This is a genomic window from Promicromonospora sp. NPDC060204 (genome assembly GCF_042728455.1).
GTDB lineage: Bacteria > Actinomycetota > Actinomycetes > Actinomycetales > Cellulomonadaceae > Promicromonospora.
In genome coordinates this window covers 13,087-29,708 of sequence record NZ_JBHWZO010000046.1, presented here as the reverse complement: position 1 = coordinate 29,708, position 16,622 = coordinate 13,087, and the positions used below count along the sequence as shown (strand labels likewise).

Below are 16,622 nucleotides of genomic sequence, written 5' to 3'. Positions count from 1 at the left end.
CCGCGGCGACGCCTGCCGCCGCGGCGCGCGTCTCAGACGAACCGGTCGGGGCGGCAGCCGGCCAGCTCGGGCGCCGGGGTCCCCGTGGTGATCTCCTCGGCGGCGAGCCGGCCGGCCGCGGCGGCCAGCGTGATGCCCGCGTGCATCACGGCGAGGTACAGGCCGGCCGTGCCCGGTGCGGCGCCGACGATCGGTTCGCCGTCCGCCGGCATCGGCCGCCAGCCGATCTCGACGGAGACGATCTCGACGTCCGACGCCCCGGGAAAGTATCGGAGCAGGGTCCGCCGGGCCTCCTCGGCGGTGTCCTGGAGGGCCGCCCGGTTCGTCTGTCCCGCATAGGCCAGCGGAAGCAGCAGGGTCCCGTCCGCGCGCTGCCGGACCTCCAGCTCCGGGCGGGCGACGATCGTCCGCACCAGGCCTGGCGCGGCGCGGAGGCGCACCAGGACGGCGGGCGACGACTCGACCGGCGCCGTGACACCGATGCCGGCGGCCAGGGCGGTGGTCCCGGTCCCGGCGGCCAGGGCCACGGTCGAGGCCGGGAGCACCCCGCCGCCGGTCCGGACGCCGGTCACGGCCGAGCCGTCCCGCACGAGCCCGATCACCGGGGTGCCGACGCGGAGCTCGGCGCCACGCCCGACGGCCGCGGCGACCAGCAGCTCCGTGACCTCGACGGGGTCGAGCGCGCCGTCGTCGGGGGCGTGTTGCGGGGTGCCGGAACCGTCGCCCCAGGTGAGGGACCCGGTCCACGAGACCTGAAGGCCGGGCAGCTCGCGTTCCAGTCGCCGGTACTCGTCCAGGGCGAGGAACCGCAGCGGCGCCGAGGGAAGGTCGCAGGTTTCCGGCCGTCCGATCCACGCGAACGAGGAACCGGTGGCGCCGGAGGCGGGCAGGCCCGCGTCCAGCAGGGTCACCGCCTGCCCGCGCGCGGCGAGGTGGTAGGCGAGGGAGGCGCCGACGATGCCGGCACCCACCACGACGACTCGGTTCGACATGAACCCCACCCTCTCTCAGGCCAGGGGCGCCGTCGACTCCCGGACCACCAGCTCCGTCGAGAGATTGAGCCGGCGGACCTTGGGTGACCTGCCCCGGGCGATGTCGAGCAGGATCTCGGTGGCGGCCGCGCCCATCTCGCGGAGCGGCTGCCGCACCGTGGTGAGCGGCGGGCCCACCCAGGAGGCCAGCGGCAGGTCGTCGTAGCCCACCACGGACAGGTCCTCCGGGACCCGCAGGCCGAGCTGGTGCGCGGCCCGGAGCACGCCAAGAGCCTGCATGTCGGACCCCGCGAACACCGCCGTGGGGCGGTCCGGCCGGGACAGCAGGTCCAGCCCCATCTCGAAGCCCGTCTCGACGTAGAAGTTCCCCTCGCGCACGAGCGCGGGGTCCACGGCGGCGCCCGCCTCCTCGTGCGCCGACCGGAACCCGTCGACGCGGGCGCGGCTGCACAGCATGTTCCAGGGCCCGGTGATCATGCCGATCCGGCGGTGGCCCAGCGCGAGCAGGTGCCGCGTGGCCTGCAGCCCGCCGTTCCAGTTGTCGGAGCCCACGGAGGCGACGTCGGCAGGCGGCTCGCCGTCGGTGTCGATCACCACGTACGGGATGCCGCGCCGGTCGAGCTGCTGGTGCTGCGCCTCCGAGAGGTTCGCCGCGACGAGCAGCACGCCCAGCGGCGGCCGCGCGATGGTGGTGTCGAGCCACCGGGCCGGCGGCCGGTGCTCGCCGCCCAGCTCGGACAGGATCACGCTCGTCCGCAGCTCGGCGGCGGCGTCCTCCACGCCCCGGATGATCTCCATGGACCAGGCCGAGCCCAGGCGGTGGAAGACCAGGTCGATCAGACCGCTGCCCGCGGGCGCCGTCGCCGGGCGGCGCCGCCGGTACTGGTGCTTCTCCAGCGCGGCCTCGACGCGGTCGCGCGTCGCGGGGGCGACGTCGGCCCGGCCGTTGAGCACCTTGGACACGGTGGGCACCGAGAGACCGAGCTCGCGTGCGATCGACGCGATGGTCGGCCCGGGGCTCACGCCGGTCATCGCACCCACCTTTCGGTCATGTCAGCGGAACTTTCGACCCGAAGGTACACCGTCTCGCGCCAGTATCGGGCCACTTTCCTGGCTTGGAATGCCGTGTCTGGATCGTAACCACCACGTTCTGGGCATGTCTTGACGTGTCGGCGGATCTCACCCTACTGTCCCTCACGACAAGCACTATCGGCATTGACGTCGATAGTTTCGAAAACGTTCCACAAAGAGGTGGGGATGGCAACCGAGCTACGCGGCGCAACAGAGCTACGCGGCAAGGAAACGTGGGGCCTGGCACTGCGCAAGCACTGGCGCCTCTACAGCCTCGCGCTCCTGCCGATCATCTGGTTCCTGGTCTTCCGCTACCTGCCCATGGCCGGCAACATCATCGCCTTCCGCCGGTTCCGGCCGGGCGGCTCGATCTTCGGCGACGAGTGGGTCGGCTTCTACTACATCGAGCGGTTCATCCAGGACCAGGTGTTCTGGCAGGCGTTCCAGAACACGGTGATCATCGGCGCGCTGACGCTCGTGGTCGTGTTCCCGCTGCCGATCATCCTGGCGCTCCTGCTCAACGAGCTCCGCTCGCGGGTGTTCAAGCGGTTCGTGCAGACGGTCAGCTACCTGCCGCACTTCATGTCCGTCGTGATCGTCGCGGGCTTCGTGTTCGAGCTGACGTCGCTGGACGGCACGGTCAACCGGCTGGTCAAGCTGTTCGGCGGGGACCCGATCTCGTTCATGCAGCAGGCCGACTGGTTCCGCACCATCTACGTGTCGTCCGAGGTCTGGCAGACCGTGGGCTGGGGCACGATCCTCTACCTGGCCACGCTGACCACCATCGACGCGCAGCTCTACGAGGCGGCCCGCATCGACGGGGCCAACCGCTGGCAGCAGACGTGGCACGTCACGCTGCCCGGCATCCGGCCCACGATGATGGTGCTGCTCATCCTGAACATCGGCCAGTTCATGCAGGTGGGCTTCGAGAAGATCTTCCTGCTCTACAACACGCTGACCCAGCCGACGGCGGACGTGATCTCCACGTACATCTACCGCGTCGGCCTCACCTCCGGGCAGCTGAGCTACGCCACGGCGATCGGCCTGTTCGAGGCCGTGATCGGCCTGGTCCTCGTCTTCTCCGCCAACGCCATCTCGCGCCGAGTCACCGGGAGTTCCCTGTGGTGAACACCGCCCCCGCCCCGACCACCGAGCCGGTGGGCTCCGACGTCCCCGACCTGTCCCGGCCCCGGCCGGAGACGACCACCGTCAAGGACACGCCCGGCTACACGGTGTTCCGCTGGGTCAACACGACGATCCTGGTGCTGGTCGCCGCCGTCACGCTGTACCCGTTCCTCAACCTGGCGGCGCGGGCGTTCAGCTCCGAGGCGGGGATCCGCAGCGGCGACGTGACCGTGTGGCCCATCGGGTTCAACACGACCACCCTCATGTCCGTGCTGGAGCAGGACCTGTTCTGGCGCAACTACCTCAACACCGTGGTCTACACAGTGGTGGGCACCGCGATCGCCATGGCGCTGACCACGACGTTCGCCTACGTGCTGTCGAAGAAGTACCTCAAGGGCCGCATGATCCTGATCGGCTTCGCGGTCTTCACGATGTTCTTCACCGGCGGCCTCATCCCGAACTACATCCTGGTCAGCGAGCTCGGCTTCAAGAACACGATCTGGGCCGTCGTCGTACCGCAGGCGATCAACGTCTTCAACCTGCTCGTCATGAAGTCGTTCTTCGAGAACTTCCCCGTGGAGCTCGAGGAGGCCGCCGCGATCGACGGGCTGACTACCTACGGGATCTTCTTCCGGGTGGTGCTGCCGCTCAGCAAGGCGGTGCTCGCCACGATGGTCCTGTTCTACGCGGTCTGGTTCTGGAACTCCTGGTTCCCCGCGTTCCTCTACATGGACGACCCCCAGATGTACCCGGTGACCGTGTTCCTGCGGAACATCATCGCCGGCGCCACCGGCACCGGTGAGGGGCTCAGCGACGTCGCCGTCCAGATCGGGGCCAACGTCAAGGCAGTGACGATGCTGCTCACGGCGCTGCCCATCGTGTGTCTCTACCCGTTCGTCCAGAAGTACTTCGTGTCCGGCGTGATGCTCGGCTCCGTCAAGGGCTGAGCAGCGCCGTCGAACCCGTCCGCCGTCGAACGACGACGTTCATACCCCGGAGGAAATCAATGAGGATCACCCCAAGAAGGGCCGTCGCGGCGACCGCCGTGGTCGCCCTCGGACTCACGCTCACCGCGTGCTCTTCCGGCGACGACGACGGCGCCACCGCCGTCGACGTCTCCGACAAGACGACCGGCGCCATGGAGGACTTCGGCGTCGGCACCACCTTCAAGGCGACCGAGCCGCTCGAGTTCGGGCTCATGTACCGCGACCACCCGAACTACCCGTTCAAGGACGACTGGTCGATCATCAAGCGCCTGGCGGAGGACCACAACGTCTCCTTCGACATCCAGTCCGTGCCGCTGGCCGACTGGCAGCAGAAGCGCTCGCTGCTGATCAGCTCGGGCGACGCCGCCGACCTGATCCCGTCCACCTACGCGGCCGACGTCGAGACGCTCACCTCGGGCGGCGCCGTGCTGCCGATCTCCGACTACCTCGACTACCTGCCGAACTTCCAGGACAAGATCGAGAAGTGGGGTCTGCAGGAGGACCTGGACCGCCTGCGCCAGGCCGACGGCAAGTTCTACGTGCTGCCCGGCCTGCTCGAGCAGCCCAAGCCGTCGTACTCGATCGCCATCCGCGAGGACTGGTGGGAGGACGCCGGGCTCGAGGACCCGAAGACGTGGGACGAGTTCGCCGACCAGCTCGAGGTCATCAAGAAGGAGCACCCCGAGCTCGACTACCCGTACACCGAGCGCTGGTCCATCAACGGGCCGATGGAGGCCACCCTCCAGGCCGCGGCGGGCAACTTCGGCACCGAGGCGGGCTGGGGCTACGGCGACGGCGTGACCTGGAACGGCTCCGAGTACGAGTACACCGGCGCCTCCGAGGGCTACAAGGAGCTCGTCACCTACTTCGCCGACCTGGTCGACCGCGGCCTGCTCGACCCCGAGGGGCTGACGCAGGAGGACGACCCGGCCAAGGCGAAGTTCAGCACCGGCAAGGTCGCCGCCCTCGGGTCGAACGACCAGGAGGTCGTGGTCTACCGCACCGGCTTCGAGGAGGCGGGTGACAAGGACGCCAAGGTGAAGCACATCGTGGTGCCGGCTGGCCCGGCGGGCAACATCATGGACGCCACCACCGGCGGCCGGTTCGAGTCGGGCATCGCGCTCTCGTCGAAGGCCGCCGAGCGGGACGACTTCGTGGCCATGCTGCAGTTCGTCGACTGGCTGTACTACTCGGACGAGGGCCTCGAGTTCGCCAAGTGGGGCGTCGAGGGCGAGACCTACACCAAGGACGCCGACGGCACCCGCACGCTGGCCGACGACGTCGACTGGAGCGGCCTGAACCCGGGCGCGCCCAAGCTGCTGAACACCGACTTCGGCTACTACAACGGCGTGTGGACGCTCGCGCACGGCTCCACCACCGACCTGGTCAAGTCGACGCTCAAGCCGGAGGTGCAGGACTTCCTCGACGAGATGAACCAGAAGGACGTCGCGGAGAAGGGTCCGGGCATCGCCATGGACGAGATGCAGCGCGAGGAGGCCTCGCTCACGCAGACCAACCTGCAGGACAAGGTCATGACGGCGACGGCCCAGTTCATCCTGGGCGAGCGCCCGCTCGACGAGTGGGACGCGTACGTCGCCGAGCTGGAGAGCGCCGGGATGTCGACCTACGTCGACACCGTCAACCAGGCGGCAGGCGTAACCAAGTAACCCCCTTCGTTGTGTGCTGGGTATCTGTTGGATTCGGCTGTCCGATCCGACAGATACCCAGCACTCAACGAGGTTGGAGAGGAGTGTTGTGGAGCGGGTTGTTGTTTCGGGTTCGGGGATCGGTCAGCTCGGGGACGCCTGGCGTACCTGCGTGGGCACCGGGCGGTTCAACCTGGCGCTGCGCCAGGACTACCAGGAGTCGCTGACGCTGGTGCAGCGGGAGATCGGCTTCCGGTACATCCGGGGCCACGGCATCCTGCACGACGACGTCGCCGTGCACCGCACGTACGACGCCGCCGGCCACCGGGGTACCGCCTACGTGTTCACCTACGTGGACCAGGTGGTCGACGCCTACCTCAGGCTCGGGATCAAGCCGTTCCTGGAGCTCGGGTTCATGCCCAGGGCCCTCGCCTCCGGCGACCAGACGGTGTTCTGGTGGCTGGGCAACGTGACCCCGCCCCGCGACCACGCCGAGTGGGCGAGCCTGGTGCGGGCCCTGCTGCAACACCTCGTGGAGCGGTACGGCCTCGACGAGGTCCGGACCTGGCCCGTCGAGGTGTGGAACGAACCCAACCTCGCCCACTTCTGGCAGGACGCGGACCAGGAGGCTTACTTCCGCCTCTACGAGACGTCCGTGCACGCGGTGAAGGACGTCGACGCCTCGCTCCAGGTGGGCGGCCCTGCCATCTCCCCGGGCGCGGACGACTGGTGGGAGCCCTTCGCCGAGTTCGTCACCCGGCGCGACCTGCCCGCCGACTTCCTCTCCGTGCACGCCTACAGCTCCGGCCCGTCCCAGCACGTGCCGTTCGGCGTCTACCAGACGTTGCGGGGACCCCAGCACCTGCTCGACCAGTTCGCCCGGCCCGGCAAGATCCTCGCCGGGACGGCGCTCGCGGGCCGCCCGCTGCACGTCACGGAGTTCAACACGAGCTACCGGCCCGACAACCCGGTGCACGACACGGCCTGGAACGCCGCCTACCTCGCGCCCGTGCTCGCGGGCGGCGGCGAGCACGCCGACTCCTTCTCCTACTGGACGTTCTGCGACGTCTTCGAGGAGGAGGGGGTGCCGGCGTCGTTCTTCCACGGCGGGTTCGGCATGCTGGGCCACCGTCAGGTGCGCAAGCCGACCTACCACCTGTACGCGTTCATGGCGCGGATGGGTCAGGAGGTGCTGGCGCGCGGCGCCGACCACCTGGTCACGCGCCACGCCGCCACGGGCCGGGTGACGGTGCTCGCCTGGCAGCCCGTGGGCGGCACCGACGACCCCGCGGAGCCGGACCGCCACGAGATCCGCCTGAGCCTCCCCGTCGTGTCAGACGCACAGGTCACCGGAGGGACCCACGGGTCTGACGCGTCGCGGGTGTTCGTGATGCGGCACGACGTGGACGAGACCGCCGGCAACGCGTGGGCGGCGTGGCGCGAGATGGGCCGGCCCGCGTCGCCGTCGGGCAGGCAGCTCGACGCGCTGCACGAGGCGAGCGAACCCGCCCGGCGCGCCTTCTCCCTTCCCGTCGTCCCGGCGGCGGACGGCGGCCGGGTCGACCTCGACCTGACCCTCGGCCGGCACGGCATCACCCTGGTGACCCTGGACCCGGTCCGCGACGAGACCCCGCCATGGCTGGACGACGCGCGGATCCTGGGCCGGACCCCGAACGACACCCCGGCCGGCAGCCCGACCCCGAACGACAAGGACGACGCGTGACCGACTCGAAGATCCTGTACGGCGGCGACTACAACCCGGAGCAGTGGCCACGCGCCGTCTGGGAGGACGACTACGCGGCCTTCGACAAGGCGTCGATCGACACGGTCACGCTCAACGTCTTCTCCTGGGCCACGCTCCAGCCGGACGAGGACACCTATGACTTCGCGCGGCTCGACGAGATCGTGGCCCGCGCGGTCGAGGGCGGGCGCGGCATCGTGCTGGCCACGTCCACCGGAGCGCTGCCGCCGTGGCTCGCTCACCGGCACCCCGAGGTGGAGCGCACCGACTTCCAGGGCCGGCGCCACGTGTTCGGGCAGCGGCACAACGCGTGCCCCAGCTCGCCGGTCTACCGGCGGCTGTCGGCGGAGCTCGCCGGCCGGATCGCCGAGCGGTACGCCGGTACGCCCGGCCTGGTCGCGTGGCACGTCGGCAACGAGTACGGCGGGTTCGACGGCGGCTGCTGGTGCGACCTGTGCGCCGCCGGCTTCCGGGACTGGCTGCGCGCGCGGTACGGCACGCTGGAGCGCCTGAACGAGGCGTGGAACGCGACGTTCTGGTCGCACACGTTCAGCGACTGGGCGCAGATCGTGCCGCCGAACATGCTCAGCGAGCACTGGCGCGGACCCGATCACACGGCGTTCCAGGGCATCACGCTCGACTACCGGCGGTTCATGTCCGACGCGATGCTGGCCAACTACCGCGACGAGAAGGCGCGCATCCGCGAGCACGACGCGACCACACCCGTGACGACCAACTTCATGGGCATGTTCCGGCCCATCGACTACCACCGCTGGGCCGCCGACCTCGACTTCGCCTCCTGGGACAACTACCCGCCGGGACCGCGCGAGCACGCGCGCATGGCCCTGGCCCACGACGTCATGCGCGGGCTCAAGGACGGCGCGCCGTTCTGGGTCATGGAGCAGACGCCGACCATCACCGCCTCGCGCGACGTGAACCCGGTGAAGCGGCCGGGCGTGCTGCGGCTGTGGTCGTGGCAGGCCGTGGCGCACGGCGCCGACGCCGTCCTCTACTTCCAGATGCGGCAGTCGAAGGGGGCGAGCGAGAAGTACCACGGCGCCGTCCTGGACCACGCCGGGCGCACGGACACGCGCGCGTTCCGCGAGGTCGCGGCCCTGGGTGGCGAGCTGGCCGGGCTGGGGGACGCCGTCGTCGGCGCCCGGACGCCCGCCCGCGTCGCGCTGCTCTTCGACTGGGACTCCTGGTGGGTCGCCGAGATGACGGACGGCTTCAACCGGCACGCGCGCTATGTGGACACGGTGCTGGCGTACTACCGCGCGCTGTGGCAGGCGGGCGCGCAGGTCGACGTCGTGCCGACGACGGCGGACCTGTCCCGGTACGACGTGGTGCTCGCCCCGATGCTGCACGTGCTCAAGGGCGACGTCGCCGAGCGGCTGGCGGCCGTCACGGAGCGCGGGGGCTCGGTGCTCGCGTCGTTCTGGTCGGGCCGCGCGGACGAGGACGCCAACGCGTACCTCATGGACGCGCCCGGTCCGCTGGCCCCGCTGTTCGGCGTCCGGGTCGAGGAGACCGACTCGGCGGAGCCGGGCGTCGCCAACCCCGTGACGCTGACCGACGGGGCCGACGAGGTGGTCTCGGCGGCACGGCTCGTGTTCGAGGTGCTGGTCCCGGAGGGTGCCGACGTGGTCGGCACCTACGGCACCGAGTTCTACGCGGGCACGCCCGCGGTGACGCGGCACCGGCCCGGCGGGGCCGACGGCGGCGAGGCCTGGTACGTCGCGACCGGCCTGGACGACGCCGGCGTCGGTTGGGTGGTGCGCCGGGTGCTCGACCGCCACGGGCTCGTGGGCCCGTACGCCGACGTGCCCGACGTCGAGCTCGCCGTGCGGTCCAAGGACGGCGTGCGGTTCGCCTTCGTGCTGTCGCACGCGACCGGGCCCGTCGAGGTCGTGGCGCACGCGTCCGGCGTCGACCTGCTGACCGGTCGGGCCGTGCGGCAGGGGGAGACGCTCCGGCTCGACCCGACCGACGTCGTGCTCCTGCGCGAGGACACGCGCGAGGACTCGCCCGGGGAGCCGGCGTGAGCCACGGCGGCGTGGGCGGCGCGGGCGGCCCGGGCGCCGGGCGCCGGGGGGACGGCGAGCGGCGCGAGTTCGGCGAGGGCGTGCTCGGCCGCGCCACCGCGCTCGTGTACTGGCACCTGGTCGTCGAGCTGCTGCTCGTCGTCGCCGTCCTGCCGGGCGCGCTGGCGTCCCTGCTCCTGGAGCGGACGCCGGGCAACGCGCTGCTCTTCGCCCTGTGCCTGCTGCCGGTGGGTCCCGCGGTGTCGGCGGGGCTGTTCGCCCTCCGGGACCGCACCCGGGCCGAGGGGCTGACCCCGGCTGCGTCGTTCTGGCGCGGGTACCGCCTGAACTGGAAGGACGCCCTCAAGGTGTGGGTGCCCGCGCTCGCCGCGGGCGTGGTGGTCGTGCTGGGCCTGGCCAACGTGGGCGCGGGCGGCGTGCCCGGCTGGTACGCGGGAGTGCTGGTCGTGGTGGGCGCGGGCCTGGCCCTGTGGACCGTGAACGCGCTGGTGATCGTGTCGTTCTTCGGGTTCCGCACCCGGGACTCGGTACGGCTCGCGGCGCACTACCTGGGCGCCCGGCCGCTCGTGACGCTGGGCACGCTCTCGCTGCTGGTGCTGGCCGCCGGGATCGTGGTGCTCACCACGGAGGCCGTGCTCGGCCTGCTCGCGGTGGTCTGGCTCGCCCTCGTGCTGCGCAACGCGCAGCCCGTCCTGGCCGACGTCGAGCAGCGGTTCACGCCCGCGGGCTGAGTCGCGGTCAGGACACCATTGTCCGATCTGCGACTCTTGCGCCAGGGTGTGCGCATGGCTATCAAGCAGGGGGACCCAGGACGGCTGACGTACCGCTATCTACGGGTGGCGATCGTGGCCGTGGTGCTGGTGCTGTTCGTGTCGCTGACCATGCAGATCGTCGCCGACCACGGGCGGCTGGACTCCGGCGAGGAGTGGTGGCACGCGTCGATCAGCGCCTACTTCTACTCGCCGGTGCAGAGCATCTTCGTGGGCACGCTGGTAGCCATCGGCACGTGTCTCATCGCGATCAAGGGCCGGCGCGGCGCCGAGGAGGTGCTGCTCAACTTCGCGGGCATGTTCGCCGTCGTCGTCGCGCTCGTGCCCACGCCGCTCGACGCCGCGATGTGCACCGGCGAGCCGTACTGTGTGGACGTGCCCGAGCGGGTCGGCAACAACATCGGCGCGCTGCTGCTGGTCGGCGGCCTGGTGCTGGTGCTCGCCACCTGGCCGCGTCGGCGTGACCTGGGCGGCCACCATGGCTGGGACCTGTGGCTCACGTGGCTGACGTGGGCCGCGACCGGTGTCTGGCTGCTGGTGTGGCCTGGCAGCTTCCTCATGACGGCGCACTACGCCGCGGCCGTGCTGCTGTTCGGCTGCCTGGTCGCCGTCGCCTGGATCAACGGCTCGGACGTCGCCGTCACGGCCCAGGCGCTCGACCGGCTGCGCGGCCTGTCGCCCAGGGCCTACCGGGTTCTGTACCGCTGGATCGCCGTCGTGATGGCCGTGGTGCTCGTGGTGGGCCTGGCGACCATGGTGGTGCTCGACCGGTTCCTCCCCGACCTGTTCCCGCAGACGCTGTTCGTGGTCGAGACCGTGCAGATGCTGGTCTTCGTGCTGTTCTGGACGCTGCAGACCATCCAGTTCTGGGACATCGGGCTGCCGGCGCGGGCGCGGGTCGAGACCAGCAAGGTCCCGGGGGACACGCCCGGCGCGTAGCGTCACCCCGGTGACCGTGTTCCGCTCGATCGTCCTGTTCCTCGCCGCAGCCGTGTTCGAGATCGGCGGTGCCTGGCTCGTCTGGCAGGGCGTGCGCGAGCACAAGGGCTGGCTCTGGATCGGCGCCGGCGTGATCGCCCTGGGCCTGTACGGGTTCTTCGCGACGCTGCAGCCGGATGCTCACTTCGGGCGCATCCTCGCCGCCTACGGCGGCGTCTTCGTCGCGGGCTCGCTGGTCTGGGCCATGGCCGTCGACGGTTTCCGGCCCGACCGATGGGACGTGCTCGGCGCGCTCGTCTGCCTGGTGGGCGTCGCCGTCATCATGTACGCCCCGCGGCCGGACGCGGGCTAGGCGCCCGCGGACGGCGCCCGCGCGCGGCGCCTGCCCGCGAAGCGCTACAGGGTGCGGCTGAACATCTTGCGGTCGGCGAAGTTGCGGTAGCCGGCGCGCTGGAACGCCTTGAACATGGCGACGTTGCCGGCGTCGCAGTCGCCGCGGATCTCCGTCGCGCCCGCCTCGACCAGGACCTGCGTGCCGCGTGCGACGGCGGCGGTGGCGTAGCCGTGACCGCGTCCGGCCGGGGCCACGGCGATCAGGCCGATCACGGCGGAGCTCGCGGTCCGGGCGGGCAGGCTGACGGCGACCGGCCGGTCCTGCGCGTCGTAGCCGATCTCGAACCAGCCCGGCTCGTGGTCCAGCTCGCGCATCTCGGCGAGGTTGCGCTCGGCGGCGCCCCGCAGGCCGTGCTCGGCGATCTCGGCGAGGAAGATCGAGTCCTTCGTGTCGGTGAAGGTCTCGGCGAGCAGGTCGACGAACGGCTCCTCGCCCAGCTCGGCGAGCGACCGCCAGTGCAGCCGGTCGTCCTGGACGGGCAGCGGGTCGCCGTCCGCCCGGAGGAAGCGGTGCCCGTCGCGGGTGACGGCGAAACCCTGGGTGGCGAGCAGCCGCTCGCGCCGCTGCGGGTCGGCCTGGAACTGTGGGGCCTGGCTCGGCGCGTCCAGCACGTGCCCCTGCGTGTCCGCGCCGAGCGAGCGGGCCAGGTCGGCCGCGTGCGCCAGCAGGGCGGCGGCGGTCTCGTCGTCGCCCGGCTCGAAGAGCACCAGGTCCATCGGCACCGAGCGGCCCGGGATGGTCCAGAGCACGACGTTGCCGACGAGCTCGCCGTCCCGCTCGGCCACCAGGCACCAGTCCGGGCGGGTGCAGCCGTTGTCGAGCAGCCCGGCGAGGTAGTCCGCGGTCGCGCCGTTCCGTTCGTCGTCGTCCGGGTGGGTGGTCAGGGCGGGCAGCTCTTCGGGCCGGGCGGGCCGGATCATCAGCACAGTCACGTTCCTTCGTCGGAGATGGTCAGCAGCGCATGCTAGCGGCGGACGCCGAACATCGACTCCAGCTCGCCCGTGACAACCTAACCGTCCCCCGGGACCCGCGCCGATGACTTTTCCCGGTCTGCCTCGTCGGACCTGGCATGGGCGACGACGCTGCGGCTGACGCACAGGCACGGGTCCAGCACGCGGTCGACCGGCTCGTGGCCGGCGGCGGCGAGGTCGGCCTCCAGGTGGCGGTCGTCCACCGGGGCGACCTCGTGGTCGACGCCGTGGGCGGCCCGGCCGACATCGAGCGCGGCGCGACTGTCACCCCCGAAACCCTGTTCTTCGCCGCGTCGACGGCCAAGGGGATCGCCTCCGCCGTCGCGCACGTGCTGGTGGAGCGCGGCGAGCTGGACTACGACCTGCGGATCGCCGACGTCTGGCCCGAGTTCGCTGCGCACGGCAAGGGCGGCGCGACGCTGCGGCACGTGCTCATGCACTCGGTGGGCGTGCCCGCCCCGCCGTACACGACGACCGTCGGGGACCTGTGCGACTGGGACCGGATGTGCCGGCTGCTCGCCGACGAGGAGCCCTGGTGGGAGCCGGGCACCGGGTTCGGGTACCACGCCCAGACCTTCGGCTTCCTGCTCGGCGAGACGGTGCGCCGGGCCACCGGGCACACGCTGTCGTGGTGGCTCCACGAGGCCGTCACACGGCCGCTCGGCGTCGAGGACGACGTGCACTTCGGCGTGCCCCCGGCACTGCTGGGGCGGGTCGCGCGGCAGGAGCCGGACCCCGGTCCGCCGTCCTGGCCCGAGCCGGGCTCGCCCGCCGACCGCGCGCTCCCGCCCGGGATCCGGCCCGACGCCGCGTTCGCCAACCGGCGCGACGTGCTCACGAGCGACATCCCCTCCGGCGGCACGATGTCGGCCCGCGGCGCGGCCCGCGTGTTCGCGGGCCTGCTCGGGTACGGCGAAACCGCCCTGGTGTCGCCGGCTCGGCTGGCCGAGCTGGCGCGGCCCGCGTTCGAGGGGCGGGACGCCGTGCTGGACGTGCCCTCGGCGTGGGCGTTCGGGTTTGCCCCGTCGCGCCCGGGCGCGGCCCCCTCCCGCCCGGGGTCGGCCTTCGGTATGTTCGGCGCGAACGGCTCCGGGGCCTGGGCCGACATCGACTCCGGCATCGCGGTCGCGGTGATGCGGAACCGGTTCAGCCCGGGCTGGAGCACCGCCGGCGAGATCGACCGGCTCGTCGCAGAGCACTTTCCGACGTCGTCAGAAGGAGAAGCCTCATGGACAACCCAGTGACCGAGCTCGACGCGCGATTCAGCGACCCCGGCGTGCAGCCGACCGCGTGGGAGGAGACGCAGGGGGTGCTCGAGAACGCCCAGCTCACCTGGCTGACCACCGTGCGCGCCGACGGCCGCCCGCACGTCACGCCGCTCGTCGCCGTCTGGCTGGAGGGGGCGCTGCACTTCTGCACCGGCCCCGAGGAGCAGAAGGCCGTCAACCTGGAGGCCAACCCGAACGTCGTGCTGACCACCGGCGACAGCACCTGGAACAAGGGGCTGGACGTCATGGTCGAGGGCCCGGCCCGGCGTGTCACCGACCAGCGGACGCTGGAGAAGCTCGCCGAGGCCTGGCGCACCAAGTGGACCGGGCAGTGGCAGTACGAGGTGGGCGAGGACGCCTTCACCAACGACATCGGCGGGGCCGCCCTCGTGTTCGCGGTCCAGCCCACCAAGGTGCTGGCCTTCGGCAAGGGCACGTACAGCCACACGCGCTACACGCCGCGCTAGTCGCGCCCCACCCGGCCCGCGCTCAGTACAACCACGGCGCCTCCCGCCGCACCGCGTCGCCGAGCGCCGACGTGAGTGTGCCCACGTACGTGGCCGACAGGTGCGAGCCGTCCCGGTACACCAGCACGTTCCCGATCACGGGCGGGCACGACTCGGGCTCGCAGATCAGGTCCGACAGGTCGACGTGCGCGGCGCTCGCGGGCATGCCGGGGTAGGCCGGCACCGGGTTGCGGTCGGCGAACACCTCGGACCGGTCCAGCACGCACCGCGCGGCGTCGCGGCCGTGTGACGACACGCAGTTCGGCGGGCTCCACTCGAACCGCGGGTTGTCGCGGATCGTGACCACGGGGATGCCCGCGGCGTCGAGCTGCTGCCAGGCCGCCACCTCGGCGGGGAGCACCACCTCGGGCGCGTCCTCGTACGTGTGCGTGCCGGTCACGAACACCGCGTCCGGGTCCAGCTCGACGGCCTCGGCCAGCAGGTTGGCGCTCCAGCGTGCGCAGTCGTCGGTGGGCACCGCGTCCAGCCGCACGCGGCACTGCCCCTTGCCGGCCAGCAGCACGCGCCACCCGTTCTGCTCGCCGAGCTCGGTGAGGGCCGGCGCCCACTGGTACGTGTGCGAGCCGCCCGCGACGAGCACCGTCCGGACGGGGTGGGCCGGGTCGTGGAGGGTGCAGACCCGCACCTCGTCGAACCCCGGCCCGTTCCCGTGCTCCTGGATGCAGCGCGGGTCGTGGTCGGTCGGGGGCAGGTCGTGCTTCGCGACCGCGGGGTCGGGCTGCACCGGCGCCTGGTCGGGCGCCTCGGCGGACGTGGTGCCCGACGTCGTCGTGGCGCCCGCCGGCGCCGCGAGCCTGCCAGACGTCCCCTGGGGGCGCAGCGCCCCGGCCCCCGCGTACTCCGTACCGAGGTGTTCGAGCTGCTCCAGCTGGGCCGCCTCCCGCGACTCGACGCCGATGCTCGCGGCCGCCGTCGGCACGACGACGAGCGCCGTGGCGGCGGCTGCCGCCACCAGGGCGACGGCCGACCGGCGCAGCGTCAGGGCGCGCGGCACCGCGAGGCCCACGGGCCGCGCGACCACCTGCCGCGTGGCCCAGGCCAGCAGCACGGACACGGCCAGCACCAGCGTGGCCCCGCGCCAGCCGACGGCCGGGAAGTTCCGCAGGGCCAGGTAGAAGACGAGCACCGGCCAGTGCCACAGGTACAGCTCGTACGAGATGCCCGCCAGGAACCGCAGCGGCGCCAGGTCGAGCACCCGCCGGGGACCCCACGAGACCGACGTGCCGGCTCCCGCGAGCACCAGCAGCGCCCCCGTCACCGGCCAGAGCGTCCAGACGCCGGGGAAGAGCGCACCGCCGTCGAGCAGGAAGCCGGACGAGACGACGAGGCCGAGGCCGACCCACGCGCCCGCCGTGCGCAGCCGCGCGGCGCCGTGCAGCGGGACGAGCGCGAGCAGCGCGCCCAGACCGAGCTCCCAGAACCGGGTGGCGGTGTGGAAGTAGGCCACCGGCTGGAGCACCCCGGTGAGGTAGAGGGCACCCGCGAACGAGGCGGCCGACCCGACCGCGACGGCCAGTGCGAGCCGCCGTCGGACCAGGACGCCCGCGCGCCGGCACAGCCAGGCCACGGCGAGCACGACCACCGGCCAGGCCAGCAGGAACTGACCCTGCACGGAGAGCGACCAGAAGTGCTGGAGCGGGCTCGCCGCGGGCCCGGCGGCCCCGTAGGCCAGCTCGTTCGAGATCAGGTCCCAGTTCTCCACGTACAGGGCCGACGCGACCACCTGCCGCCACACGTCGAGCCAGCGCGCGGCGGGCAGCAGCGCCCACGCGGCGAGCGCGACGGCCCCCAGCACGACGAGGGCCGACGGCGCCAGGCGCGCCGCGTTCCGCGCGTACACCGCCCCGAGCCGGAGGGTGCGCGACTCGGCGCGCCGCACGAGCGACCCGGTCACCAGGAACCCGGAGATCACCAGGAAGACGTCCACGCCCCCGGACACCCGGCCGGCGCCGAAGAGGTGGAACAGCACCACGAGCAGCAGCGCGAGCCCGCGCAGGCCGTGGACCTCGGCGAGGTGCTGTCGGGCCGTCGTGGCGACGGGCAGGGCGGACGGGGCCGTTGGGACGGCGTCGGGCATGGGGGACCACCAGGTGTGAAGGGGCGCGATCTACACACCTGGGGACGAAGTCCCCGCTCCTACCGTTGTG

14 protein-coding genes are annotated in these 16,622 nt (G+C 72.0%); 10 read left to right on the top strand and 4 right to left on the bottom strand.

Translation table 11 applies throughout. The annotated features are described in order from the left end of the window. Positions 1 to 32: 32 nt before the first annotated feature. Complete coding sequence (locus ACFWEJ_RS08565; protein ID WP_377228777.1) at positions 33 to 992, bottom strand: NAD(P)/FAD-dependent oxidoreductase; 960 nt, start codon at positions 990 to 992, stop codon at positions 33 to 35. Positions 993 to 1,007: 15 nt separating this feature from the next. Continuing rightward, the gene (locus ACFWEJ_RS08560) at positions 1,008 to 2,024 is read right to left on the bottom strand and encodes a LacI family DNA-binding transcriptional regulator (RefSeq protein WP_377228776.1); all 1,017 of its coding nucleotides are present in this window, start codon (positions 2,022 to 2,024) and stop codon (positions 1,008 to 1,010) included. A 225-nt stretch (positions 2,025 to 2,249) separates the two neighbouring features. Between ACFWEJ_RS08560 and ACFWEJ_RS08555 the strand changes: the two genes are divergently transcribed. The 8 genes from ACFWEJ_RS08555 (at position 2,250) to ACFWEJ_RS08520 (ending at position 11,667) form a co-directional block, all read left to right on the top strand. After that, positions 2,250 to 3,191: an ABC transporter permease gene (locus tag ACFWEJ_RS08555; protein WP_377228775.1), complete on the top strand. Its 942-nt coding sequence runs from the start codon at positions 2,250 to 2,252 to the stop codon at positions 3,189 to 3,191. Then, on the top strand, positions 3,185 to 4,135 hold the full coding sequence (locus ACFWEJ_RS08550; protein ID WP_377228774.1) for a carbohydrate ABC transporter permease: 951 nt from the start codon (positions 3,185 to 3,187) through the stop codon (positions 4,133 to 4,135). The genes ACFWEJ_RS08555 and ACFWEJ_RS08550 overlap by 7 nt, the downstream gene beginning before the upstream one ends. Before the next feature lie 59 nt (positions 4,136 to 4,194). Beyond that, the gene (locus ACFWEJ_RS08545) at positions 4,195 to 5,841 is read left to right on the top strand and encodes an extracellular solute-binding protein (protein ID WP_377228773.1); all 1,647 of its coding nucleotides are present in this window, start codon (positions 4,195 to 4,197) and stop codon (positions 5,839 to 5,841) included. A gap of 88 nt (positions 5,842 to 5,929) precedes the next feature. After that, on the top strand, positions 5,930 to 7,543 hold the full coding sequence (locus ACFWEJ_RS08540; RefSeq protein ID WP_377228772.1) for a xylan 1,4-beta-xylosidase: 1,614 nt from the start codon (positions 5,930 to 5,932) through the stop codon (positions 7,541 to 7,543). After that, the gene (locus tag ACFWEJ_RS08535) at positions 7,540 to 9,606 is read left to right on the top strand and encodes a beta-galactosidase (RefSeq protein ID WP_377228771.1); all 2,067 of its coding nucleotides are present in this window, start codon (positions 7,540 to 7,542) and stop codon (positions 9,604 to 9,606) included. The genes ACFWEJ_RS08540 and ACFWEJ_RS08535 overlap by 4 nt, the downstream gene beginning before the upstream one ends. After that, a complete protein-coding gene (locus tag ACFWEJ_RS08530; protein ID WP_377228770.1) occupies positions 9,603 to 10,337 on the top strand; it encodes a DUF624 domain-containing protein in 735 nt (244 codons plus the stop codon). The genes ACFWEJ_RS08535 and ACFWEJ_RS08530 overlap by 4 nt, the downstream gene beginning before the upstream one ends. A gap of 54 nt (positions 10,338 to 10,391) precedes the next feature. After that, positions 10,392 to 11,315 (top strand): hypothetical protein, encoded by a 924-nt coding sequence (locus tag ACFWEJ_RS08525; protein WP_377228769.1) that lies wholly within the window; start codon positions 10,392 to 10,394, stop codon positions 11,313 to 11,315. A 10-nt stretch (positions 11,316 to 11,325) separates the two neighbouring features. Next, entirely contained in the window at positions 11,326 to 11,667 is a 342-nt protein-coding gene (locus tag ACFWEJ_RS08520) for a YnfA family protein (protein WP_377228768.1), read from the top strand. Positions 11,668 to 11,711: 44 nt separating this feature from the next. Here the strand turns inward: ACFWEJ_RS08520 and ACFWEJ_RS08515 are convergent, their stop codons facing one another. Continuing rightward, positions 11,712 to 12,641: a GNAT family N-acetyltransferase gene (locus ACFWEJ_RS08515; protein ID WP_377228767.1), complete on the bottom strand. Its 930-nt coding sequence runs from the start codon at positions 12,639 to 12,641 to the stop codon at positions 11,712 to 11,714. Positions 12,642 to 12,778: 137 nt separating this feature from the next. Between ACFWEJ_RS08515 and ACFWEJ_RS08510 the strand changes: the two genes are divergently transcribed. Further along, complete coding sequence (locus tag ACFWEJ_RS08510) at positions 12,779 to 13,924, top strand: serine hydrolase domain-containing protein (protein ID WP_377228766.1); 1,146 nt, start codon at positions 12,779 to 12,781, stop codon at positions 13,922 to 13,924. Continuing rightward, complete coding sequence (locus ACFWEJ_RS08505) at positions 13,909 to 14,415, top strand: pyridoxamine 5'-phosphate oxidase family protein (protein ID WP_377228765.1); 507 nt, start codon at positions 13,909 to 13,911, stop codon at positions 14,413 to 14,415. The genes ACFWEJ_RS08510 and ACFWEJ_RS08505 overlap by 16 nt, the downstream gene beginning before the upstream one ends. 22 nt (positions 14,416 to 14,437) lie before the next feature. Here the strand turns inward: ACFWEJ_RS08505 and ACFWEJ_RS08500 are convergent, their stop codons facing one another. Further along, complete coding sequence (locus ACFWEJ_RS08500) at positions 14,438 to 16,552, bottom strand: acyltransferase family protein (RefSeq protein ID WP_377228764.1); 2,115 nt, start codon at positions 16,550 to 16,552, stop codon at positions 14,438 to 14,440. Positions 16,553 to 16,622 lie beyond the last annotated feature (70 nt).